The 24,731-nt window shown below is 40.5% G+C and carries 26 protein-coding genes; 3 read left to right on the top strand and 23 right to left on the bottom strand.

The window, feature by feature from the left end:
- Positions 1-49: 49 nt before the first annotated feature.
- The 5 genes from PQ511_RS05330 to PQ511_RS05350 are packed head-to-tail and all read right to left on the bottom strand — an operon-like array spanning position 50 to position 3,948.
- The gene (locus PQ511_RS05330) at positions 50-1,183 is read right to left on the bottom strand and encodes a bifunctional cystathionine gamma-lyase/homocysteine desulfhydrase (protein WP_273850885.1); all 1,134 of its coding nucleotides are present in this window, start codon (positions 1,181-1,183) and stop codon (positions 50-52) included.
- A gap of 3 nt (positions 1,184-1,186) precedes the next feature.
- Positions 1,187-2,110 (bottom strand): PLP-dependent cysteine synthase family protein, encoded by a 924-nt coding sequence (locus tag PQ511_RS05335; RefSeq protein ID WP_273850886.1) that lies wholly within the window; start codon positions 2,108-2,110, stop codon positions 1,187-1,189.
- A 15-nt stretch (positions 2,111-2,125) separates the two neighbouring features.
- Positions 2,126-2,593 (bottom strand): S-ribosylhomocysteine lyase, encoded by a 468-nt coding sequence (locus PQ511_RS05340; RefSeq protein ID WP_273850887.1) that lies wholly within the window; start codon positions 2,591-2,593, stop codon positions 2,126-2,128.
- Positions 2,586-3,290, bottom strand: a complete 705-nt coding sequence (mtnN, locus tag PQ511_RS05345) for a 5'-methylthioadenosine/S-adenosylhomocysteine nucleosidase (protein ID WP_273850888.1) — start codon at positions 3,288-3,290, stop codon at positions 2,586-2,588. The genes PQ511_RS05340 and mtnN overlap by 8 nt, the downstream gene beginning before the upstream one ends.
- 19 nt (positions 3,291-3,309) lie before the next feature.
- Positions 3,310-3,948 carry a class I SAM-dependent DNA methyltransferase gene (locus PQ511_RS05350; RefSeq protein WP_273850889.1) on the bottom strand — a complete coding sequence of 213 codons (639 nt, stop codon included), beginning with the start codon at positions 3,946-3,948 and terminating at the stop codon, positions 3,310-3,312.
- Between the two features lie 160 nt (positions 3,949-4,108).
- On the opposite strand from PQ511_RS05350, the gene PQ511_RS05355 reads away from it, so the two are divergent.
- The gene (locus PQ511_RS05355) at positions 4,109-4,315 is read left to right on the top strand and encodes a YrzA family protein (RefSeq protein WP_224593512.1); all 207 of its coding nucleotides are present in this window, start codon (positions 4,109-4,111) and stop codon (positions 4,313-4,315) included.
- Positions 4,316-4,346: 31 nt separating this feature from the next.
- Here PQ511_RS05355 and PQ511_RS05360 read toward each other — a convergent pair whose 3' ends face one another.
- From PQ511_RS05360 to PQ511_RS05445, 18 genes are all read right to left on the bottom strand, one after another.
- Positions 4,347-5,018 carry a YrrS family protein gene (locus tag PQ511_RS05360; RefSeq protein ID WP_273850890.1) on the bottom strand — a complete coding sequence of 224 codons (672 nt, stop codon included), beginning with the start codon at positions 5,016-5,018 and terminating at the stop codon, positions 4,347-4,349.
- An 83-nt stretch (positions 5,019-5,101) separates the two neighbouring features.
- Positions 5,102-6,823: a peptidoglycan D,D-transpeptidase FtsI family protein gene (locus PQ511_RS05365; protein ID WP_273850891.1), complete on the bottom strand. Its 1,722-nt coding sequence runs from the start codon at positions 6,821-6,823 to the stop codon at positions 5,102-5,104.
- Positions 6,824-6,970: 147 nt separating this feature from the next.
- Entirely contained in the window at positions 6,971-7,447 is a 477-nt protein-coding gene (gene greA / locus PQ511_RS05370) for a transcription elongation factor GreA (protein ID WP_273850892.1), read from the bottom strand.
- Between the two features lie 82 nt (positions 7,448-7,529).
- Complete coding sequence (gene udk / locus PQ511_RS05375) at positions 7,530-8,168, bottom strand: uridine kinase (RefSeq protein WP_179886333.1); 639 nt, start codon at positions 8,166-8,168, stop codon at positions 7,530-7,532.
- 57 nt (positions 8,169-8,225) lie between these two features.
- Positions 8,226-8,870 carry an O-methyltransferase gene (locus PQ511_RS05380; protein ID WP_273850893.1) on the bottom strand — a complete coding sequence of 215 codons (645 nt, stop codon included), beginning with the start codon at positions 8,868-8,870 and terminating at the stop codon, positions 8,226-8,228.
- Between the two features lie 86 nt (positions 8,871-8,956).
- Complete coding sequence (gene mltG, locus PQ511_RS05385; protein WP_273850894.1) at positions 8,957-10,114, bottom strand: endolytic transglycosylase MltG; 1,158 nt, start codon at positions 10,112-10,114, stop codon at positions 8,957-8,959.
- 232 nt (positions 10,115-10,346) lie between these two features.
- Positions 10,347-10,631 (bottom strand): DUF1292 domain-containing protein, encoded by a 285-nt coding sequence (locus PQ511_RS05390; RefSeq protein ID WP_224593493.1) that lies wholly within the window; start codon positions 10,629-10,631, stop codon positions 10,347-10,349.
- A gap of 12 nt (positions 10,632-10,643) precedes the next feature.
- Positions 10,644-11,063 (bottom strand): Holliday junction resolvase RuvX, encoded by a 420-nt coding sequence (ruvX, locus tag PQ511_RS05395; RefSeq protein ID WP_273850895.1) that lies wholly within the window; start codon positions 11,061-11,063, stop codon positions 10,644-10,646.
- 9 nt (positions 11,064-11,072) lie between these two features.
- Complete coding sequence (locus tag PQ511_RS05400; protein ID WP_224593487.1) at positions 11,073-11,336, bottom strand: IreB family regulatory phosphoprotein; 264 nt, start codon at positions 11,334-11,336, stop codon at positions 11,073-11,075.
- A gap of 79 nt (positions 11,337-11,415) precedes the next feature.
- Complete coding sequence (gene alaS / locus PQ511_RS05405) at positions 11,416-14,049, bottom strand: alanine--tRNA ligase (RefSeq protein WP_273850896.1); 2,634 nt, start codon at positions 14,047-14,049, stop codon at positions 11,416-11,418.
- Between the two features lie 372 nt (positions 14,050-14,421).
- Positions 14,422-15,486: an AI-2E family transporter gene (locus PQ511_RS05410; protein ID WP_273850897.1), complete on the bottom strand. Its 1,065-nt coding sequence runs from the start codon at positions 15,484-15,486 to the stop codon at positions 14,422-14,424.
- 27 nt (positions 15,487-15,513) lie between these two features.
- Positions 15,514-15,702 carry a hypothetical protein gene (locus PQ511_RS05415; RefSeq protein ID WP_224593810.1) on the bottom strand — a complete coding sequence of 63 codons (189 nt, stop codon included), beginning with the start codon at positions 15,700-15,702 and terminating at the stop codon, positions 15,514-15,516.
- A 159-nt stretch (positions 15,703-15,861) separates the two neighbouring features.
- Positions 15,862-18,132 carry an SF1B family DNA helicase RecD2 gene (gene recD2, locus PQ511_RS05420; protein ID WP_273850898.1) on the bottom strand — a complete coding sequence of 757 codons (2,271 nt, stop codon included), beginning with the start codon at positions 18,130-18,132 and terminating at the stop codon, positions 15,862-15,864.
- A gap of 27 nt (positions 18,133-18,159) precedes the next feature.
- The gene (locus PQ511_RS05425) at positions 18,160-18,828 is read right to left on the bottom strand and encodes a tetratricopeptide repeat protein (protein ID WP_273850899.1); all 669 of its coding nucleotides are present in this window, start codon (positions 18,826-18,828) and stop codon (positions 18,160-18,162) included.
- A 108-nt stretch (positions 18,829-18,936) separates the two neighbouring features.
- Positions 18,937-20,052: a tRNA 2-thiouridine(34) synthase MnmA gene (gene mnmA, locus PQ511_RS05430; RefSeq protein WP_273850900.1), complete on the bottom strand. Its 1,116-nt coding sequence runs from the start codon at positions 20,050-20,052 to the stop codon at positions 18,937-18,939.
- A 44-nt stretch (positions 20,053-20,096) separates the two neighbouring features.
- Positions 20,097-21,239 (bottom strand): cysteine desulfurase family protein, encoded by a 1,143-nt coding sequence (locus PQ511_RS05435; RefSeq protein ID WP_273850901.1) that lies wholly within the window; start codon positions 21,237-21,239, stop codon positions 20,097-20,099.
- Between the two features lie 37 nt (positions 21,240-21,276).
- Positions 21,277-21,696, bottom strand: coding sequence for a cysteine metabolism transcriptional regulator CymR (gene cymR, locus PQ511_RS05440; RefSeq protein WP_160918687.1), 420 nt, complete (start codon positions 21,694-21,696; stop codon positions 21,277-21,279).
- On the bottom strand, positions 21,629-22,336 hold the full coding sequence (locus PQ511_RS05445) for a YczE/YyaS/YitT family protein (protein WP_273850902.1): 708 nt from the start codon (positions 22,334-22,336) through the stop codon (positions 21,629-21,631). The genes cymR and PQ511_RS05445 overlap by 68 nt, the downstream gene beginning before the upstream one ends.
- Positions 22,337-22,483: 147 nt before the next feature.
- Between PQ511_RS05445 and PQ511_RS05450 the strand changes: the two genes are divergently transcribed.
- Both PQ511_RS05450 and PQ511_RS05455 read left to right on the top strand, forming a co-directional pair.
- Complete coding sequence (locus PQ511_RS05450) at positions 22,484-23,827, top strand: AAA family ATPase (protein ID WP_273850903.1); 1,344 nt, start codon at positions 22,484-22,486, stop codon at positions 23,825-23,827.
- A gap of 147 nt (positions 23,828-23,974) precedes the next feature.
- Entirely contained in the window at positions 23,975-24,643 is a 669-nt protein-coding gene (locus PQ511_RS05455; RefSeq protein WP_273850904.1) for an RsfA family transcriptional regulator, read from the top strand.
- Positions 24,644-24,731: the final 88 nt, after the last annotated feature.

Here is a 24,731-nt window from a genome sequence, read left to right on the forward strand (position 1 = left end):
CGATTAAAAGAGCCCATATCTGGATAATCCAGATATGGGCTTACTCATGTTATGATAAAGCGTTTGAAAGATCTTCTATTAGATCTTCTGCATCTTCCAATCCAACGGAAATACGAACGAGACCTTCTGTAATGCCAAGCTCAGCTCGTCGATCTTTTGGAATAGAAGCGTGCGTCATTCGAGCTGGGACAGAAATCAAGCTTTCTACCGCCCCTAAACTTTCCGCTAACGTAAAATACTTCACTTTCCTTAATAGCTCATCTGCCTTTTCTGCGCTTCCAATATCAAAGGAAATCATTCCACCGAATCCACGTGATTGATTCACTGCAATATCATTTCCAGGATGTGTGCTTAGTCCAGGATAGTAGATTTTTTCAACGGAAGGGTGCTTGCTAAGGAATTGAACGATTTTTGCAGTGTTTTTCTCGTGTTCTTCCATCCGTACACCGAGTGTTTTCAATCCCCGAATCAGTAACCATGAATCTTGTGGTCCAAGAATAGCACCTGCTGAATTTTGAACAAAATGAACTTCCTCTGCAAGCTCCTTAGAATTAACAACCACAAGACCAGCCACAACATCACTATGTCCACCTAAATATTTCGTTGCTGAGTGAAGCACGATGTCAGCCCCGTGATCGATCGGGTTCTGCCAATATGGTGTATTGAACGTGTTATCAACGATCGTTAACAGGTTATTTTCTTTTGCAAGTTTCGAAATGGCTTGAATATTAGTAACCTTCAAGAGCGGATTCGTTGGTGTTTCAACGTAAATGGCTTTCGTATTATCTTTTATCGCCTCTTTTACAACTTCTAAGTCAGTTGTATCTACAAATGTAGATTCAATGCCAAGACGATTTAATACTTTTGTCATCACGCGATAAGTACCGCCATAAACATCATCTGTCATCACAACATGATCTCCAGAATTGAACATCATCATCACAGATGAAATGGCTGCCATACCAGATCCGAACGCAAACCCTGCAAAACCATTTTCAAGGTCTTTAATTAGCTCTTCAAGAGCGTGACGCGTTGGATTCCCTGTTCTAGAATATTCATAGCCGTTGAACTTGCCAACCGCTTCTTGTTTGTATGTGCTAACCTGGTAGATTGGTACTGAAACTGCACCAGTTTGCGGATCACCAGTAATCCCACCATGAATAAGTTTTGTTTTTGGCTTCATTTCTTAAATGCCTCCCTGATAAATCTTCTTACTTAAGTATCGTTCACTACTATCCGGAAAGATCGTAGCTATATTTGTTCCCGGACGAGCTTGCTGTGCTTCAATAAGAGCTGCTTCAAGGGCCGCACCGGAAGAACTACCTACTAAAAGACCTTCTTTTTCAGCTAGTTCTTTAACACGCCTAAAGGCCACTTCATCTGTCACAGTATGAATGCTATCGAAATATGCCGCATCCATGTACTCAGGAAGAAACTCCATACCAATCCCTTCCGTTTTATGAGGACCAGACTCTCCACCGTTTAGAATGGAGCCCTCAGGTTCAACGATGACGGTTTTAACGGTTGGGTCCTGCTCCTTTAAATAGCGAGCCGTGCCCATAAATGTTCCACCAGTACCTGCCCCAGCTACAAAAACGTTAAGTTCCCCATCAAGCTGCTTCCACAATTCTGGTCCAAGCGTTTTATAATAAGTAAGAGGATTAGCAGGATTTCCAAACTGACGTGGCATATATGAATTGGGTATTTCCTCAATTAGCTCTTCAGCTCGAGCAATTGCGCCTTTCATCCCTTTTTCAGTAGGGGTATTTACGATTTTAGCACCTAGTGCTCGCATTAAATCCTGCTTTTCCATACTGAACTTTTCTGGGACGACGAACATGACAGTATAACCCCGATTTACCGCTGCAAGAGCAAGGCCAATACCAGTATTACCTGCAGTAGGTTCGATAAATGTGCCTCCTGGAGCTATTCGGTTATGATCAATGGCTTCTTGTAATAATTCCTGACCAAGCCGATCTTTAATGCTGCCTCCTGGATTATAAAACTCAAGCTTCGCAAAAAGGCGAACGTCCTTGGGTAAATCAAAATGATGGAGCTCGATGACCGGGGTACGGCCGACGAGCTCATGGATATTTTGAAAGATTTCCATCATATGAAATCCTTTCTACTGAGCAAACACAATATGCCATTCATCACGATGTGTTAGCATTTCGTCTGCGATTTCTTTTGCTCCTTCTAAACTATGGTTAGCAGCCCAACCGCATTGCACTTCATTACATGCTGGTACTTCATCCGCATTTAGCACATCCTGCAATGTTTTCTCAAGAACTTCTAGGATTTCGTCATAGTTTGAGTGATTGAGAACCGCTAAATAAAATCCTGTTTGACATCCCATTGGTCCAATATCAACGACGTTTTCCATATGGTTACGAATATTTTCTGCCATTAAATGTTCAATGGAATGAAGACCTGCCATTTCCATATGTGCTTTATTTGGTTGCTTAAAGCGAATATCGTATTTATAAATTTCATCACCATTTGGTCCCTTTGTTACACCTACAAGGCGAACATATGGGGCGGCTACTTTTGTGTGATCAAGATTGAAACTTTCTACATTCATTTTTTTAGCCATTTTTACTCAACTCCTCCACTAGATTTAAAATTAAGTTTGCCGAATTAATTGAAGCTGTTTCAAGAAATTGATCGAAAGAAATATTTGATTCTTTTCCAGCAATGTCAGAAAGCGAGCGAATAATAACAAACGGTGTGCCGAATTGATAACAAACTTGTGCAATTGCTCCTGCTTCCATTTCAGCAGCATCAAGATTGGCAAGCTTGGACCTGACATATTCCACTCTTTCAGCATCATTCATAAATGAATCGCCTGTTGCGATCATTCCTTTTACTACTTGATGCTCCGTTACTTTCTCGGCACTTCTCTCAGCCGCTTCTACAAGCATACTGTTTGGTTCATAAAGAGCCGGCATTTGTGGAACCTGACCATATTCGTAACCAAAAATGGTGGCATCCACATCATGGTAGCGAACTTCTGAAGAAATCACGATGTCGCCTACTTTTAGTTCAGGGTTAAATCCACCTGCAGAGCCTGTATTTAGAATATAATCTGGTTTAAATAGTTGATTCATTAATGTTGTACCGATGGCCGCATTCACCTTACCAATGCCTGATTTTAAGAGAACAACCTCCTGGCCATCAATGCTTCCTGTAGTGAACTCAGATCCTGCAATCACCTGTTCTTCTCTGTGATCGAGACGGTCACGTAAAATTCTTACTTCTTCTTCCATTGCTCCAATAATACCGATCTTCATGACGTACTCCTTTACTTGTTCAGTTTTTAACGGCTTCCATCAGCCAAACAAAATCATTTAGCTGAGTAAACACAACTCGAAATCCGTTTTTTTGAAATAGTTCCTCTAAAACTGGAATGGTTGTGTAATATTCCGTTTGCAAGTCCTGTAGCAAATTGTAATATCCTTTTGCTTTCACTTTCTCATGCATCTTTATTCTAGCATTCTCATCTTTGAATGCTGTATCCGCAAATACAATTTTATCATTTTGCCCCAGTAGTTGGCTATATTTGTGAATGGCGCTCTCTTTCTCTTCATCAGTAAGATGGTGAAATGCATAGGTACTCACGATTGTTTGCACAGGTTTTGTTGGAGTTGGAAAAGCCATAAAATCGCCATCATGAAACGTGATGCCAGGTAGTCTTTCACTCGCTTTCTCTCTCATTGCTTTAGATGGTTCTACCCCAGTTACGTCCAGTCCTTCTTTGAGTAAAATAGACGTTAAATTCCCTGTTCCAACACCAAATTCTAATACGTGGCCAGAGGAAGCTTGAGCAACTGCAGATAAAATTCGATCGTACCCTATAAAAACGTCACGATATTCTTCATCCTGTCCCGCTACTGTTGTATCGTACGAATCAGCCCAGCGCTCAAATAAATCAATAAATTCTCTTCCCATTACTGTCACATCGCTTTCCGAAATTTAATTCATAGTATTAAGGTATGAATAATATGCATTATGGTTCTAACTTATCATATTCTTTTTTTAATTTCAATTTGTATGATTTAACAAAAATGTGTAGACTGTTAATGGATCGCATTTTAAGGAGGAGCAACATATGAGTTTTTCGCTTGAACGGATCGATGATAAAGTAGAATTCTTTGAGGGATTTTCACTTGAAGAAATAGAGAAAAAAATTCAAATCCAGATTGATAACAACCGGGCTTTGCTATTACAGGTTCACTCTGTTCAACATCACGCCATTACACATGAAAAAACGGGCAGACCTTACTATTCTGCTGTTGTTCATTTTAAAGCTAAATAAAAAAGCAGGAGCGTACGCTCCTGCTTTTTTGCTATTCTGGTTTAACACTAACTGGTTTCCAACCCTTTCCATCAACCCACTCAAGTTCGATGAAATAAACCTGATTTCCGGAGCCAGCTTTACTTACACGTGCAAATGACTGTTGAGGTCCGCCGTTGCCCCCTATTTTCCAAATCGTCATTTCATCTGCAGACATTCCCATAACAGATTCAACAGCTTTTAACTTTTCATTCCAATCAACTGAACCAAGATCATAGCTAGAAGTATGGGGGCCTGACTGTGTTGTACCTACAGGTTCCCAGGGGCCTTCAAGGTTTGGTTCGCCTGGTTCTTGATCAGTCTTTTCCTTTTCTTGCTCTTCTTTATCCTGATCCTCTTTATCTTTATCCTGATCTTTCTCTTCGTCAGCATTTTCTTCTTTCGTACTATCTTTATCAGTGGCGTTATTCGACTCTGAATCACTATCCTCTGAATCTTTCGCTTCATCAGAAGTAACGCTATCGTCACTGGTACTATTTGATTTTTCATTCGAATTCGTTTGTGCGGTTTGTTGTTCTTCACTTGCTGTTTGTTGAGAGTCGTCACCAGTGAAAACAATGTTGGCAACAAGTACAAGTATCACTGCGAGAACAATTCCAATTAAACTATTTAGGACGATATTTTGTTTTCTCTTTGAATGACGGTCCCCATATCGTGATCTCAAACCTATCCACTCCTCTATTTAGCTGTTGTTCTTATTTTACCATCTCTAAATGATTCGTAGAAGGCTTGACTTTTGTATCGTTTTTATCTTTTAAATTGGTGTAAATCCTTCACAATAGTAGCAAATGCTTTGTATGCACGGTATTGCTCTTCTTTTCGTTCGAAATCAACAACCACTAGAGCATACTGTGGATCATCATATGGAAAATATCCAGCAAACCACTGATGATCATACGGCACGTCTTCACCAAGTTCGGCCGTACCCGATTTTCCTGCTACTTGATAAGGTAAATCACTTAAAAAAGTGTTACCCGTCCCACTCACGACTACTTCTCGCAGTGATTCTTGCAGAGATTTAATGACGCTATTCGAAAGTTTTTTATCATGACTTATTTCCTTGAAGCTAAGGAATGTTGTTCCATTTCGATATAAAAGATCGCTAACGACTCTGACATCTTTCGATTCTCCCCCTCTCCCAATTGTGGCCATCATATTAGCGAGTGCAAGGGGACTTACTTTCACATTTAATTGACCAATAGCTGTTTGGTCGATTGCTTTACGTATCTTCTTATCTTTTTCATCCTTAAAAAAAATCGGGCTAGACTCATCAGGAAACTGCTTAAAATTCTCATAATGATAGAGCTTATCTTCCCATCCAACCGCTGTTGCTATTCCAAGTTTTTCTGCGGTTTTCTCAATGACTTCGGGATCTGTCTTTATCAGCTCTTCAGCAAGTTGTGTGAAGGTGGCATTACAGCTTTTAGCAAAACTCTCTTTAAGGTTAAGCATACCTAGCTTACGATTTGCAATGCCATCACGATACAAGTTTTGGTCACAATTAAACAGTCGCGTCTCTTTAACCCCGCTTTCATATGCAGCTGCAAGAATTAAAGTTTTAAATACAGATCCCGGGAAGTACCCTTTCACCATTTGATTCTCTGCGCCTTTTCCTAGAGGGTCTTCTGAATCAAATAATGGACGGCTCACCATGCCAATGACATTATTCGACTCGATATCGATGAGAACAGCGCCCCCATTCGTAATACCTGAGTTATCTACCGCTTTCTCAAGACTCTTTTGAATTTCTGTATCTAATGTGGTCTTTAATTGTAGTGGATAGAATGAATCTGTATTTGAGAAATATTTTACATCAAGTCCAAGAAGAGGGTTCCCCTGACGATCCGCATGGTAAAGAAGCGTTGTATCCCCTTCAGATAGTAAAAAAGGGTCAAAAGAAAGCTGAAGACCCGATATACCTACCTTTGTCTCTTTATCAATTGTACCCTCAGCCCATTTTTCTGGATATTTCGCCTGAATTAATTCCGGGTTTGGCCTTACAGTTCCAATAACATGAGTCGCTAACGGATTTTCATTTACCGGTTTATTCACAGCATAAACCCCGGGAATACTTTGTTCATTTATTTGTTTCATTTGTTCCATCGTTAATGTTTTCTCAAAAGTAAATGGCTGTATTTTCCCTTCAAATGAGCGTTCAATACGCTCAGGAGGTACGTTGATAATAGCGGCAACCTCTTCAATCGGCCAATCTCTTTCTTTTAGAAAAGGAAATAAAACGAGTGCCGGAATCGATTCACTCATAGGTATGCCGTTTCGATCCAGTATTGTTCCCCTTCCTTCATCTAACACGTAGGATTGAGTCCGTTGGTGAATACTTGACTCAATTAAATTCACGTGATGTTTTGAGTAAGATTCCGTTTCCACTAATTGAAGTTGAACCAATCTTCCGATCAACAAGATCATCCCACATAAAAGGAGGAGACCAGTACCGATCATCCTTCTCTTCATCATTCCTCTCACCTCTGTAAGAGTTTCGACGAATGTGCTCTATTTCAAACCTTTCAGAATGATTTGGTCAAATCCAGTAAAACGTGAAAAACATTCTCAAAAAATAAAAAAAAGACAGCCTGAGCGGCTGCCATTTCCTTCTTACATTTAGCTTACTTCTAGAATTTCTACGCGGATTTCTCCACCAGGAGTTTGAACATTCACTTTTTCTCCAATTTGACGGCCAAGAAGGCTTTTCGCCATTGGGGAATCATTTGAAATCTTTCCTTCAAAAGGATCGGCTTCTGCACTACCTACGATAAAGTATTCTTCTTCATCACCGTCTGGAATTTCAACGAATTTAACACGCTTACCTATTGATACTACATTAGATGAACTATTGTCTTCTTCAATAATTTCAGCGTTACGTATCATATTTTCAACTGTTTGAATACGTGCTTCTACAAACGCTTGCTCATCTTTCGCAGCATCGTATTCAGAATTCTCAGAGAGATCTCCAAAACTACGCGCTACTTTAATGCGTTCTACTACTTCTTTTCGTTTTTCTGTCTTTAGGAGGTCAAGTTCTTTTTCAAGCTTTTCTTTACCATCCTGTGTCATGTAATACTTTTTATCCTCTGCCATTTCATTCACTCCTTCTTCAATTAAGGGCATCAATCGTAATAAACTGTATGAAAAAAAGAGGTAAATATACCTCGTTTAATCGTTATAACATCGCTTTTTCTTCGAGTATCGTATGAATCTTCGTAACCATTAGGTCAATTGCAACCCGGTTTTGACCACCTTCAGGTACGATAATATCTGCGTAACGCTTCGTCGGTTCAATAAATTGAAGGTGCATTGGACGGACTACTGAAGTATACTGCTCAACTACTGAGTCAAGCGTTCGTCCTCTGTCACGAATGTCACGAACCATTCTTCTTAAAATACGCAGATCTGCGTCAGTATCAACAAATAGCTTAATATCCATTAAATCACGAAGTCGTTCATCTTCAAGAATTAGGATACCTTCCAAAATAATGACATCTTTCGGTTCGACAGGGATAATTTTATCAGATCTTGTGTGAACTGTATAGTCATAGACTGGTTTTTGGATCGGTTTATATAACATTAACTCTTTGACATGCTCAATCAAAAGGTCATTATCAAAAGCAAGTGGGTGGTCATAGTTTGTACCAAGTCGTTCAGGCATTGACTTTTCACTCTGATCTTTGTAATAAGAATCCTGTTCAATAACTAAAACGGACTGATCGGCAAACTGTTTGAAAATTTCTCGTGTTACAGTGGTTTTACCAGAGCCTGATCCTCCAGCAACACCAATTACTACGGGTCTATTAACCATAATTCTTCCCCTTCTATTATAGAAAAACCGCCCGTACATGTGTACGTCGGCTTTCCTTCTTCATGAGTTTTTACGCTGACTAACAGCTAAACCATCTCCAATAGGATAAATCGTTGTATCTAGATCGGGATGGGAAATTAAAAATTCATTATAATGTCGGAGCTTCTTAACCATTGATCTAAAGCGTTTTTCCTCAATTTCCTCTTCCGCTACCATGCCTCTAAAAAGGATATTATCAGAAAAAACGACTCCGCCTTTTTCTAACTCCTCATAAAATTCATCAAAAAAACGTTGATACTGACCTTTGGCAGCATCAATAAACAGAGCTTGATACGAACCATGGCTTTTTAGCTCATTAGCAAGATCGAAAGCATCACCATATAGAACAGTAATTCGATTTGAATAGCCTGCTTTATCAATGTTTGCGATCGCTTCATTATAACGAGTTTCATCACGTTCTACAGTAAGTATTTCAGTTTCCGGCAAACGTTCAGCCATACGAATCGCTGAGTAACCGATGGCTGTACCAATTTCCAATATTCGTTTCGGTTTTAAGAAGGAAAGAAGTTGAAGCATAACATCGAGGCTCGTTTGTTCCATAATAGGCACATGATTCTCTTCAGCATATTCTTCTATTTCTTTTGTTAAACCTTCTCGTTTCGGCCGTAAAGATTCCAGGTATTGTTCCACATGATCGGATATCATGATCGGTCCTCCTTCATGTAACCCGAATAATTTTATCATAATCGAAAGGGGAATGGTAGTCTTACTCCCCATTCCCCATAAATTTCTTATTCTTTTTTCGCTTCTTCTTCTTCTTTCTTTTTATAATACTCGTCCCATTCCTTTTTATACTTCGCTACTTTTTTATTGTGTTCTTCATTGGTCTCTGAAAACAACGTTTCACCACTTGGTCGAGCATAGAAATAAAGGGCATCAGTATCAGCCGGTTCTATCGCTGCTACAATTGAAGACTCACCAGGATTCGCAATTGGTCCAACTGGCAAACCTTTTTGCTTATACGTATTATATGGCGATTTTAAATCAAGATCGTCTTGAGTGATTTCACCGGATTGTTCTCCTCTTGCATAAACAACTGTAGGGTCTGTTTGTAAAATCATGTCCTGATCTAGGCGATTGTAGAACACTTTTGAAATCTTTGTTCGATCTGCTTTTGCAGAAGCTTCCTCTTCAATAATTGATGCGAGTGTCATCAATTCATGAATGGAGTCATCCCGCTCGTCTATCTCAGAACGATACTTATTTAGCACACTCTCCGTTTTGTCTAACATTTCTTTTACTACCGCTTCGACTGACGGCTCTTCTTCAAAATCATAAGTGGCAGGGAAAAGGTAACCTTCAAGCGGATGGCGAATCTCATCATTAAGAATATCATCTGTTAAAAACCAATATTCATTAATTAAAGCCTTAAGATACTTTTCATCATCTAACTGTTTTAGAACTTCTTCTTTCTTCATATCTAATTCCTTAGCAATACGTCCAGCAATGTCTTCCAACCAAATTCCTTCTGGTACAGAAATTTTAGCAACGGCATCCTTCATTACTTTCCCACTTTTCATAATCGCAATGATTTCATCCATCGTCATTGATGGAGATAGCTCATAATCTCCAGCTTGAAAGCCGCTCTCATTCTTATATTTCACATAATAACGAAAAGCTGTCCCGTCTTTAATAATTCCCTCTTCTTCGAGAGTTTGACCGATCGAAGAAGTTGAAGACCCAATCGGGATCGTCACAGCTGTTTTCGCATTGCTATTAGGATCCACTGGCTCAAGAATATTTTTTATGTAGAAATAACCGCCTGTTATAACGGCAGCCACCGTTATCGTTAGAAGCAATAAAATGATAAATACGATTTTTCTTACTGTTTGATTTTCAGTTTGGCGCTTCATAAGCTTCTCTTTATAAAGATCTTTAAAATCAGACACGCCGCAGCCCCCTTTCGTCTTCACCTATTATACTACAAGTCGACATATTGTCAGCGGTATTGCTAACGTTCGTCATATTTACTCCAACATGTATTATACAAGTTAACGATAAAGGTTTGTAGTCATTTCCAAAAATCAGTCACAAATCCTTCTCTTTAGTTGGCATTTATTTTTCCGCCCGCCAACGCTAACCATAAAAAAAAGCTACCGTCACCGGTAGCTTTTTTTTACTTTATTCGTTCTCTTCTTCTTCAGAGAATGTGTTGAGCATTTCTTCAACCATTTCCCATTCTTTATCTGATTCGATCGGGAAAAGCTTATAGTCACGTTCTTCGTTATCTTCTTCTTCATAACGGAAAGCGTAAACTTCAACTTCTTCTTCGCTATCAGCCTGATCAGCTGGAACAACAGTCATATAAGATTGTCCGTTCTCAGCTACATCAAAAGTAAAGAGAACTTCAAATAAATGTTCGTCTCCATTTTCATCTGGAATGATAATGCGTTCTTTTTCCTCCATGTTTTCACCTCATTAATTTTGCTTGCTGTCTAAGTATCCTTGCAGAATCATAACAGCAGCCATTTTGTCGATCACTTTTTTCCTTTTCTTACGACTCACATCAGCACTGATCAGCATGCGTTCAGCAGCAACAGTTGTTAATCTTTCATCCCACATTTCTACTGGCATATTGGTACTCGTTTGAATAAGCTCCGCAAATGCCTGGCAGGCTTCACCACTCGGACCAATTGAACCATTCATGTTTTTAGGAAGTCCAACAACAATCTTGCTGACATCATTCCCATTAATGATTTCCATTAAACGATCAGGAATCACATCCTGCTTATCTGGGTCGCGTTTCACTGTTTCTAATCCTTGTGCCGTCCAACCCATCGCATCGCTTAGCGCGACACCGATTGTTTTCGTACCGACATCCAATCCAAGTGTTTTCATGCTGTCTCCTTATCTCTGATGATGAGTAAGATACGATTTCACAAGCTCTTCAATTAATTCATCACGTTCAAGTTTCCGAATTAAGCTTCTCGCATCATTGTGTCTCGGAATGTAAGCCGGATCCCCAGAAAGGAGGTAACCCACAATCTGGTTAATCGGATTATAGCCCTTTTCTTGGAGAGCGCTATAGACTGTGAGCAACACTTCCTGGACATCGTGATTGTATGCGTCGTCTGGAAAATTAAATTTCATTGTTTTGTCCATCGAACTCATTCCTTACACCTCTTTCTCCGATCCCCATCTAGAATCGTAACTAGTCAACTAATTCTTATTGTACACTACTAAAACCAAATTAGGAAATGGATTTCACCCAATCTGTTGCATATGCCAGCGCCTCATCTAGCTTCTCAGGATTTTTTCCGCCTGCTTGAGCCATATCAGGGCGGCCACCTCCGCCACCACCACAGCGTGTCGCAAGCTCTTTAATTAACTTCCCAGCATGATAACCTTCTTTCACGAGATCATCAGTAATACCAGCAGCAAGCTGAACTTTCCCATCTGCTCCACTTCCTAGGACAACAATCACGCTACCAATCTGAGCTTTTAAATCATCGACAATGCTACGAAGGTTATTCATATCCGTATCAATTCGTTTCGCCACAACTTTCACACCATCAACTTCTTGTACATCCCCTGCCATTTGTTTCGCTTCCACATTCGCAAGTTTTGATGTTAGAGAATCATTTTGGCGCTGCAAATCACGTATTTGTCCAAGTAGCGCTTCTGTCCTTGATGGGACATCCTTCACATTTGATTTTAACAAGTCTGCTGTGTTTTTCAAAATCGATACTTGCTGATTCAGAACCTGGTAAGCACCTTCACTCGTTACGGCTTCAATACGACGAGTTCCAGCACCAATTCCGGATTCTGAAATAATTTTAAACAAACCTATTTCAGCTGTGTTTTGAACGTGTGTACCACCACATAATTCAAGGCTGTAGTCACCAACGCGTACAACACGTACAGTATCTCCATACTTCTCACCGAATAACGCCATTGCGCCCATCGCTTTTGCCTCATCAATCGGCTTAACCATCGTATTTACTGGAATGTTAGCCCAAATTTGATCGTTTACCTGCTTTTCGATCTCTTCAAGCTCCTCTGATGTGATTTGCCCAAAATGTGAGAAATCAAAACGAAGGCGCTCGGAACCGACTAGCGATCCAGCTTGATTGACATGGTCACCAAGGACATCTTTTAATGCCTGATGGAGCAAGTGCGTTGCCGTGTGGTTTTTCACAATAGCGGAACGGTTTGTGCGATTAATTTCAGCCGTTACTTTTGCACCTGTTTTTATGGAACCAGATTCGACAACAGCTGTATGGACGTGTTGTCCGTTCGGCGCTTTTTGGACATCTGTTACGCGAAGCTGAACATCTTCCCCACGAATAATGCCTGGATCTGCAACCTGTCCACCGCTTTCTGCATAAAATGGGGTGCTTTGTAAAATAACTTGAACTTCATCGCCTTCTGTTGCTACTTCCGTGAGCTCTTTCTCTTTCACAATGGCCACGACTTCCGTTTCAATAGTTCTTTCTTCATAACCAACAAAATCACTCGCAACGGAGATGTCACCTAGTGCACCACCTTGAACCTGCATGGATCCAACATCTTGGCGAGCTTCACGAGCTCGCTTACGTTGCATACTCATTTCCTGCTCAAAGCCTGTCCGGTCGATTTCCATACCTTCCTCTTCAGCATATTCTTCTGTTAGTTCAACAGGGAATCCGTAAGTGTCATAAAGTCTGAAGACATCGCTACCTGAAATGACACCATTGCCAGCTGCTTTTTCTTTCTTCATAATATCTGAAAGAATAGCAAGTCCCTCATTTAAGGTTTCGTAGAAGCGATCTTCTTCATTCTTAATCACCTTCTGTATAAATTCTTTTTTCTCATTTACTTCTGGATAGAATTCCACCATGATGTCTCCCACTACAGGGACAAGTTCGTACATGAATGGACGGTTAATGCCAATTTGCTTCGCAAAACGAACAGCTCTTCTAAGCAACCTTCTTAATACATACCCGCGACCTTCGTTGGATGGAAGGGCACCGTCACCTATAGCAAATGTCACTGTCCGAATATGATCAGCGACTACCTTAAATGCTGTATCCCCTTCTCTAGAATCTCCATACTTCACTTCAGCCATTTTTTCCGTTTCACGAATTGTCGGCATAAATAAATCTGTATCATAGTTCGTTTTTGCATCTTGAATAACGGATACCATTCGTTCAAGGCCCATTCCCGTATCAATGTTCTTCTTTGGTAACGGGGTATAAGTGCCATCCGGGTTATGGTTAAATTGAGAAAACACTAGGTTCCAGATTTCAAGATATCTCTCGTTCTCACCGCCAGGATAGAGTTCTTCTTCTGGATCTTCATAACCGTATTCTTCACCACGGTCATAGAATATCTCGGTATTTGGTCCACTTGGGCCTTCACCAATATCCCAAAAGTTTCCCTCTAAACGAATAATACGTTCTTCTGGGAGTCCAATCTTTTCACTCCAAATCGTATAAGCTTCCTCGTCTTCTGGATGAATGGTTACCGATAGTTTATCAGCTTCAAAACCGATCCAATCTTTACTCGTTAAAAATTCCCATCCCCATACGATCGCTTCTTCTTTAAAATAATCTCCGATTGAAAAGTTTCCAAGCATTTCAAAAAAAGTATGATGACGTGCCGTTTTCCCTACATTCTCAATGTCATTTGTACGAATGGATTTCTGGGCATTCACAATTCTTGGGTTATCAGGGGTGACGCGACCGTCAAAATATTTCTTTAATGTTGCAACTCCACTATTAATCCACAATAACGTTGGATCTTCATGAGGCACAAGTGATGCACTAGGTTCCACCGAGTGATTTTTTTCTTTAAAGAAATCGATAAACATCTGTCTAACATCAGCTGATGATAAATTTTTCATTCGAAACATCCTCCTTCAATTCTAATTGAAATCTAGCGCTATCTTTAGGTGGCGTTTTTTTACATACAAAAAAACTCCCATCCCTGAATAAATCAGGGACGAGAGTTGTGTTTTTCTACTCACGCGGTACCACCCTGGTTATAGGCAAGTTCGCCTATCACCTCAAGCGACCGTAACGAGGTCGAGACGGCGGGGATTAATCCGCACTCAGGATTAGCGTTCTGCTGATCTTATTCTAAAGCTCTTTCAGCCGGGGAGCTTCTCTCTAGTGAATACATCTTGTACTCAAGAATAGGGGTCAACATACTGGATCCGTCAATGTGTTTGTTTCTTAATCTCTGAAATAATTATAGTCAGAGCTTGAATCGTTTGTCAATTGCTTCGTTCATCTTCGTTACGATTGAGAATGAGCGCCTTTAATACCGCAAGAGCGGGAACTGCGAGTATTAGTCCAACCACTCCACCAATTTCTCCTCCTGCGAGCAGACCAAAGATGATAATAACAGGATGAATATGCAAACTTTTCCCTACAATATAAGGCGAAAGGATATTGCTTTCAATAAACTGCAAGACAACAATGACAACAATCGTAATGATCGTCATTTTCACTGAAACCGTCGATGCAATTAATAGGGCTGGTGCCGCACCTAAAAAAGGACCAAAATAGGGAATGATATCTGTTACACCAACAATAATACCAAGCAGGATGGCATATGGAAGCTTGATTAGCCAAAAACCGAGCGCTGCGAGAACACCAAGTACACTAATGACAAAAAATTGACCTCGAATATAATTTCCAAGAGATTCATCAATTCGAATCAATAAGTTTCTACCCGGCTTTCTCCACTTCGGAGGTGTCACTTTCCAAGCAGTTTTCTTTAACGTTTCAAAATCTTTTAGCAAATAGAACACAATAAAGGGGATGATCATGATAATAAAAAAAGAACTTAAAAGCTTTTTTGCTAATTCAATTCCAAGGGTTAACGTACGGTTAACAGCTTCCTCCACATCTTGAAATGTTTGATCCACTTTTTCTTGGAGCGCAGGCGGTAAGTTAGCTGTAAAATCATAAGTATGGTGCACCGCATCGCGATACATATCGATAAACATTGGTACGTTCTCCATTAACTCTTGTGACTGTTTCACAATATGGGGAATTCCTTTTACGATGGCGTACCCTGTTCCCCCAAAAAAGAGTACATAAATCAAAAGTACAGCTACTCCTCGTGGCAGCCCTTCTTTATGAATTTTTTCAACAATCGGATGAAGTAAATACGTAATAAGCGAAGCAATTAAAAATGGAACGATTAATACCGTTAGGACATTTAGGACCGGCTCCCAAATTGGTGCTAACTTTAATAGCAAATAAACACAAAGAAAAACAAGCAGAAGGGTAGTTAAATAAATGAGCCAATTAAGGTTCCATTCACGCTTCACACTCGATCCCTCCTGCTATCACGCCATCTACAGTTCCACTCGCATATCATAATCTTCAAATAAATCATCAAGGGATGTAAGGGAACCATCTTCTTCTACCTGATGAAGTGAAAGAACGCCTTTAATCACAGACATTTCCACAAAGCAGTTCCAACAGTAGAATTGATTGGCACCGATTTTCCCTATATTTTTACTTTTGCAATTTGGACAATGCATCTCCATATATGCCTCCTAATCCAGCTATTTAAGAAGATATACTCCATCCTGCCCATCCATCGACCATTCTATACAAAAGTCACTCCATACAAAAACACCCGGGAAGTTAGTTTTTTAACTCTAACTTCCCGGGTGCACTACCGAAGCTCTCTGAACTTTTTAAGTCGACTCTTCAGTAATCGTTTGTTCACCGATCATTTCCTGCAATTTCTCCGTTAGCTGTGTATTTCGAACCTGATCGTCTTCTGTGTTTATGGCAAGCTTAATCGCCTCTTCTTCACCACATAAAATCAGAAAGTCCTTGCTTCTTGTTACGGCAGTATAGAGAAGGTTCTTCCGTAACATTCGATAATACCCTTTTACAATAGGAAGGACCACAATTGGAAATTCACTACCCTGCGATTTATGGATGGAACAGCAATAAGCATGTGTTAGTTGATTAAAATCGGGTCGATCGTATACCACTTCCTGTCCATCAAAAGAGACAACAAGCTGATCCTGTTTTTCTACATTTTCTTTTGCAAAGAATACAGAAACAACTTCACCCATATCTCCGTTGTAGACGTGATCTTCTGGATTGTTTACCAGTTGAAGAATTTTATCTCCAACTCGATAAACGAGATCTCCATGTATAAGCTCTCTTCTCTGTTCTGTTGGTGGATTAAATAGCTTCTGAAGCTCCTGGTTCAATCGATCTACGCCAGCTGAACCTCGATACATGGGAGCAAGCACTTGAATATCTCGAGGGGAATACCCTTTTTTTAAGGCGTTTCCGCACACTTGAGAAACAACATCAATAATCTGTGTTTGTGTGCATGGAAAAAACCTTCGATCAGGAGTTGGTTTACGAAACTCTTCTGGAAGCTTTCCTTCTTTGATCGAGTGGGCAAGATCTATAATCGAAGAACCTTCAGCCTGTCGATAGATATCTGTGAGTTTACTAACTGGAAGGGCGTGAGAATCAATCATATCTTTTAGAACTTGCCCTGGTCCTACTGAAGGAAGCTGATCTTCATCACCCACAACGATCACCTGAATTTGAGAAGGTAACGATTTAAATAATTGATTGGCAAGCCACACGTCTACCATTGAAACCTCATCGACAATCAATAGCCTGCCTTCAATCGGATTATTTTCATCGTGCTCAAATCCAGCTTCTCCCTTCCAACCAAGTAATCTATGTATCGTAAAAGCTGGCAAACCTGTCGCTTCACTCATGCGCTTTGCTGCTCTTCCAGTTGGAGCGACAAGTAGAACAGGAAAGGGATTTTCCTTCGAATAATCTTTAGGCTCAAGAGAGAGTCCATTTAATTCGGCATAAAGCTCAACAATCCCTTTTATAACCGTTGTCTTTCCTGTACCCGGTCCTCCAGTTAAGATCATAAACGGAGACGCTATCGCTTTTTGTACAGCTTCTCGCTGTGACGGCGCATACTGAATGCCAAGTCGTTCTTCGAGATCTCCAAGTGCGCGATAAAATTCGGATTCAGGAAAAGAGTCCGCATACTCTGTTTGCGACATTACCTGATTTAATCCTGTTACGAGCCCTTTTTCTGCATAATAAAGAGAGTGCAAATAAATTCTTTCACGATCGAGAATGAGTTTATCGTTTTCGTAAAGAAAAATGAGTTCTCTTGAGATATCCGCTTCATCAGGTACATCCCCTAGCAGCTCATTCACAGAACGAATGAGAGCATCGTACTCAAGATAGACATGGCCTTCCTGTAACGTTTGTTCATTTAACGTATGAAGACATGCTGCTCGAATGCGATCGGGGTGCTTTCCTTCAATACCAATTGATCTACCCAAATCGTCTGCCCGTCGGAAACCAATCCCTTCTACATCTTGGATAAGCTGGTATGGATTTTTCTCAACGATTTCTAACGTTTCTTGCTTATACGCTTTAAATATTTTCATCGATAGCCTTGGCCCAAATCCTAATTCAGTTAAACGAATCATTATTTGATCAAGACCCTGATGTTCCATAAGAGAGTCGTATAATCCCTTCGCTTTTTCTTCAGATAGTTTTGGAACCCGGCTTAGTACTGAGGGATCACGCATGATCTTAGCAATCGCGCGTTCTCCAAGTACATCAACAATCGATTCAGCTGTCTTTTCACCAATTCCATGGAATAAATCACTTGATAAGTATTGGACGAGCCCTGGCTTTGATTCCGGCATCTGTCGCTCAAATGATTCCACAGCGTACTGTTTTCCATATCGAGGATGATCCGTAAACCGTCCGTAAAAGATATACGTCTCATCTTCAAGAAGTCGCGGAATCATGCCATTCACCACAACTTCTTTCTCATCGTAGGCTTCATTCGTATCTGATATTCGAAGTCTTGCCACCCCATACAAACTATCTTCATTGAAAAAAATCATCTGTATCGGTCTTCCTTTGATATAGCCCTTTTGTGGCTGATCCATAAGATCTTCTCTCCAATAACTAAAAATTTAATTGTTATTGTTCATCGCTTGCTCCATTTGCTTTTTACCGTTACCTGCTAGAAGATGATCTGGTTGAATGTCAAGGGCACGATCAAAACAAGTTAATGCTTTTGTGAGCTGTTCCTGATAGGCGTAGCTAACGCCAAGATTAAACCACGCATCGGCATGCTCCGGGTCCTCTTGCACAACTCTTTCAAACTGAGGAAGCGCTAAATCAACCGATCCTTGTTGTGCTAGACAAAGAGCATATTGAAAACGTGCTTCTGAGTCTTCTTCATTTAGTTCAACAGCACGTTGGAAGAACGGAAGCGCTAAACGAAGGGCATCCTGCATCATAAAGCATTGACCCATCATAAAGTGAACATCGCTTTGATCCAAACCCTGCTGAATCGCTTTTTGATACATGTCTGCAGCGTCTTTGTATTGTTCTAATTCAAAAAAAGCATTCCCCGCTCCGTAGTATGCTGTACCTTGCGTTTCATCTAAATCAATCGCTTTTTCAAAATACGCGACTGCCTGCTTTACTTCTCCAGCTTGCGCCAAAAGATTTCCAATATTTGTATAAGCAACCGGATCGTCCGGGTTTTCTTCAATCGCTTCGTAAAGTAACGTAACAGCTTTTTCTAATTCTCCATTATTCATTGCTTCAATCGCACGTTCATTTTTTTGACTCATCATAAAAACTCCTTATTTCTTTCGCTTATTATCTAGTTTAGCATAAGTTAGCTGTAGATTCTTCACCTCAAAAAACAGCCTCATTTCTTTTCGAAATGAGGCGTTTCTTTAAACGTATGTGAGTTCACTTGCGTTTTTAAATACTTGATCAATGGTAGCTCCACCGAGACATTCATCCCCATTGTAAAATACAACGGCTTGTCCTGGAGTGATCGCACGAACCGGCTCATCAAACGTTACTTTCAAACGATCATCATCAAGTTTTTCCACTTTAACACCTGAATCTTTTTGGCGATAGCGGAATTTTGCCGTGCATGTCATGACATCATCCATTGGCAAATTTGAAACCCAGCTTGAATTTACGGCAATAAGGGAATCAGAGTAGAGTAGTTCATTGTGGAATCCTTGATCTACATAGAGAACATTGTCTTCAAGGTTCTTTCCAACAACAAACCAAGGTTCACCGTCGCCACCAATCCCTAGACCATGTCGTTGACCAATTGTATAATACATCAGCCCGTCATGCTGACCTTTTTCTTCTCCTTCAAGCGTCATCATCTTGCCTGGTTGAGCTGGAAGGTATTGTCCAAGAAATTCTTTAAAATTACGCTCCCCTATAAAGCAAATTCCCGTACTATCTTTTTTCTTAGCTGTAGCAAGGCCTGCTTCTTCTGCAATTTCTCGCACCTTTTTCTTTTCGATGCCACCAAGCGGGAACATTACTTTCGAGAGCTGTTCTTGAGTAAGCTGGTTCAAGAAATATGTTTGATCCTTATTATCGTCTACACCACGAAGCATTTTCACTTCCCCATCACGTTCGACCACCTGTGCGTAGTGGCCCGTGGCTAGATAATCCGCACCAAGGGTAAGGGCATGTTCAAGAAATGCTTTGAATTTAATCTCTTTGTTGCACATGACATCAGGATTCGGTGTACGGCCACCTTTATATTCATCTAGGAAATAAGTAAAAACCTTATCCCAATATTGTTTCTCGAAGTTGACTGCGTAGTACGGAATGCCGATCTGGTTGCATACACGAATCACATCATTGTAATCTTCTGTTGCGGTGCATACCCCGTTTTCGTCGGTGTCGTCCCAGTTTTTCATGAAAATGCCGATTACATCATAGCCCTGCTCTTTTAACATTAGTGCAGCGACTGATGAATCAACACCTCCGGACATCCCAACCACGACTCGTGTTTCTTCATTCTTTTTTGTTGTCATGGTTGCACCTCCTCTTCTTTAACACATATTGTGCCCTGACTATTTTATAACTTCTTTAATCGATTGACAATCTTAACGACTTCACCGGCTGCTTTCTTCGCATCATCAATCGTATTTCCATATCCAAAACTAAAACGAATTGCGGTTTGAGTACGCTCGCTATCCCCATACATAGCGGTTAACACATGAGAAGGTTCATGCGATCCCGCTGTACAAGCCGAACCGCTTGAAACAGCAATTCCTGCAAGATCAAGGTTCATTAGCATAGGTTCTACCTTTGCATCCAGAAAGCTAACATTCAAAACATGAGGAAGCATGTGCTGCTCATCTCCGTTCACCTGATAGGAAAGAGATTCTTCTTTGAATGTATTTAGCATCACTTGCTTCATATTTTGATAAAGCTCAACTTTTGCTTCTCGGTCTATATGCATCAGCTCGGCTGCCTTCTCCATACCAACGATTCCAGCTACATTTTCCGTACCGGCACGACGCTTACGCTCCTGCTCTCCACCATAAGAATAGGGAACAAGTTTTGTACCATCTTTTACATAGAGAAAACCTACACCTTTTGGACCATTAATTTTATGAGAGGAAACAGAAAGCAGATCAACTCCTAAATCCTTCACATTCATGTTGATTAACCCATACGCCTGCACGGCATCTGTATGAAAGATAATGCCAGATTCATTTGCCATTCTAGCAATTTCTGAGATGGGCTGCACCGTACCTACTTCGTTATTTCCATACATTACCGTAATCAAAATCGTTTCAGGACGGATCGCCTTTTCAAGCTCAGCTATCGAAATTCTACCCTTCTCATCTACAGGTAAATACGTGATATCAAAGCCTTCTTTCTCAAGTCCTTTACACGCATTGAGTGCAGCATGATGCTCAATTACTGTTGTGATAATATGATTTCCTTTAGCAAGGTTTCCTTTAGCAGCTCCTATAATTGCTAGATTATCTGCTTCTGTCCCTCCGCTTGTGAAAATAATTTCATTAGCTTTTGCATGAATACTACTTGCAAGATTGTTTCTTGCTTCATCAAGCGCATGACGCGACTTACGACCGAACTGATGTATACTTGAAGGATTACCAAAGTCACTTTTTAGTGATGAAACCATCGCTTCAATCACATCGGGATGAACCGGTGATGTTGCAGCGTGATCCATATAAATTGCACTCATTATTAGTCACCTCTTACTACCAGCAACAAGCTGGCTACTAAATATAAAACATATAGCTGTCTTGCTCTCCTTCACCTTCATAAGTTGCAAGATCTTCTAGTGTTGTAGAATCGAGAACGTCTTTCACAGCATCTCTTATTTTTAACCACAAATCTCGTTTAGCAGGTTCTTCATCATCCATTACTTCTACGGGACTTATTGGTCCTTCTAGCACGCGAATAATATCCCCAGCTGTAATTGAGCTCGCTTCTTGAGCAAGAATATAGCCACCATACGCCCCACGCACACTTTTAACGAGACCAGCATTACGTAATGGGGCGACAAGCTGTTCGAGATAATGCTCTGATAAATCTTTACTTCTTGCAATGGATTTCAAGGAAATAGGTCCATCACCGTGCTTTTTTGCTAACTCCATCATAATGGTTAATCCGTATCTTCCTTTTGTCGATATTTTCATTTCTTCCACCTCTTTCTATCAATCGAGCGACAACCGCTTTACACTGTGGCAAGGAATAACCAACGATCGGACCAATCGTTATACAAAACAAAAGCGTCCCAATATTAACCGGCCCTTGCAATAACCACCCAAGAAAAAGAACCACCATTTCCATTGAAAGGCGAATGCGTTGTACTTTCCAACCCGTGCGCTCCGTTAAGACAAGCATTAAGCTATCTCTTGGTCCTGCTCCTCTATCTGCCGCAATATAGAGCCCAATCCCATAACCCATAATAAGAATACCACTAATCAGCATAACCAATTTTCCTGGTAAATGATCAGGGGTTTTAAGAAAAGGGAGCCATAAATAAATGTCAATAAAAACGCCAACTAAAAGCATATTAAGAAAAGCACCAAGTTTTGGCCATGACCGTTCCAATAAAGAAGTTGCTCCAATAATCACAAAACCTATGATAATGGACCACGTACCTATCGTTAATCCAAACTGCTGGTAAAGTCCGATGTGGAAGACATCCCACGGAGCACTTCCAGCTTGTGCACGAATCATGAGAGCAATTCCAAAAGCCATCACTAAAAGACCTGAAACAAAGATTCCCCAGCTCATCCAGAACCAGGATATGCCTCTATTCGCTTGTTTCATTTCATCCCTCTTATCTCCATCTAATCTCATCTATCTAGCTATTAATTCTGTTAGTAAACCTTCGCTATTATAGCACGAACCGCTTTTTCTTGCATTTCCAAAACCCGTATAGTATGTTTCAACTAACTAAGAAAGGACGGGTGTTTTATGGATTTATTTGATTATCCAAAAGATAAAAGCAACACTTCTTCAGGACCGCTCGCTAGCAGGATGCGACCGAGATCAATAGAAGAATTTATTGGACAGGACCATATTATTGGCGATGGAAAATTATTAAGACGAGCCATACAAGCTGATCAACTAACACCTATGATTTTCTTTGGTCCGCCTGGAACGGGTAAAACAACCCTTGCTCGCATTATTGCGAATACGACCTCCGCACATTTTGAACAGCTAAACGCCGTAACATCTGGCGTAGCTGACATTAGAAGATTAACCTCTGAAGCAAAGGATCGTTTAAAGCTTGATGATCAAAAAACCGTTCTCTTTATTGATGAAATTCATCGATTTAATAAATCACAGCAGGATGCACTTCTCCCTTTTGTTGAAGATGGAACAATCGTATTAATTGGGGCTACTACAGAAAGTCCAATGTTTGAAATTAACGCAGCATTGCTTTCGCGATCAAGATTATTTCGTTTTGAACATCTTAATGAAACAACGATTAAGAATATTCTTTTTCAGGCCATTCAAGATAAAGATCGTGGGTTTGGAAAATACAATATCGAAATAGAAGAGGATGCTATTAACCATCTGATTGATGTTTCAAATGGAGACGCTAGAACCGCGCTAAACGCACTGGAACTAGCCGTTCTTACCACGACACCAAATCAAGACGGGCAACTCATGATTACACTCGCCATTGCAGAAGAATCCATTCAACAGCGTGTACTTCAATATGATAAAGATAGCGACAATCACTACGATACCGTTTCAGCTTTTATTAAAAGTATACGAGGATCAGATCCGGATGCTACGCTATACTGGTTAGCTAAAATGATCTATGCAGGAGAAGACCCTCGCTTTATTGCGAGACGACTCTATGTTCATGCCGCCGAAGATATTGGACTTGCTGATCCGAACGCGCTTCTCGTGGCACATGCTGCCACCTATGCAGTTGAATTTATCGGCATGCCAGAAGCTAGAATTCCACTAGCTGAAGCCGCGTTATATCTTGCAACTGCTCCAAAAAGCAACGCTGTTATTTCAGGAATAGACGCAGCTCTTGCCGCAGTGAAAAAAGAAAAAAATGGAACAGTCCCCCTCCATTTACGTGATTCTCACTATAAAGGTGCTTCTGAACTCGGCCATGGGATTGACTATAAGTACCCACACAATTACCCAGGAGGCTATGTCCCTCAACAATACCTCCCAGATCATATGATTAGAAAAACATTCTACAAACCTACTGAGCGCGGACACGAAAGAACGATCCTAAAAAGATTGGATTATTTCGCAGAGCGTATCAAATCAGATAGCAAAAAATCGTAACAGCAGGCATTGTGCTCTGCTGTTTTTTCTTTATTCTTGCAATCTATCTCAAATTTACAAGACTTCTGTATAAATTCTTTCAGACTGGCAAAGCTATGATTACTTTCAAAACGCAAAATTGTTAATCATATAAAGGAGCTGAAAGAAATGAAAGTAAGACAAGATGCCTGGTCTCATGAAGATGATTTAATGCTTGCTGAAACAGTGCTGCGACACGTAAGAGAAGGTAGTACACAACTAAAAGCCTTTGATGAAGTAGGTGACCGACTTAGTCGCACTTCAGCAGCCGTTGGATTCAGATGGAACGCCATCGTGAGAGAGAGATACGAACAAGCTCTAAAACTGGCGAAAAAGCAGCGCAAAGAAATGAAGCGTGCAGAACGTAGACAACCTGAATATACAAAGAGAGAATTGCATAAGCCCGTTTCACACCAAGAGCAACGACTCTCACAGCCATTACTTGACACACCAGTTCAAACAACGGAACCTTCAGTAACTAAAAAGCAACTAACAATGAGAGAGGTAATCACATTCTTGTCTAACCTTGAACAGTCCGCATCCTCAACAAACAAACTAAGAACGAACCTTGAGAAACTAGAATCGGAGAATCAACATATAAAAGAAGAAAACACCCTGCTCCATCAGAGAATCAAAACACTCGAAAACGAACAACAAGTCATGAAAGAAGATTACCAATCCCTCATTCAAATCATGGACCGTGCCAGAAGAATGGTCGTCCTAAACGACAACGAAGACCAAAACGTCCCAACCTTCAAAATGGACAAGAATGGGAACTTAGAAAAAGTCGCGAGGTAAAAAGAAAAGCGGAGACGAGCGTTTAGAAACGGAGATATTGGAACTCTTGAACTAGAACACGCCCTTTGTGTTCTGGTGAAAGAGTGAA

The sequence above is a fragment of the Guptibacillus spartinae genome (genome assembly GCF_028610625.1).
GTDB classification, from domain to species: domain Bacteria; phylum Bacillota; class Bacilli; order Bacillales; family Guptibacillaceae; genus Guptibacillus; species Guptibacillus spartinae.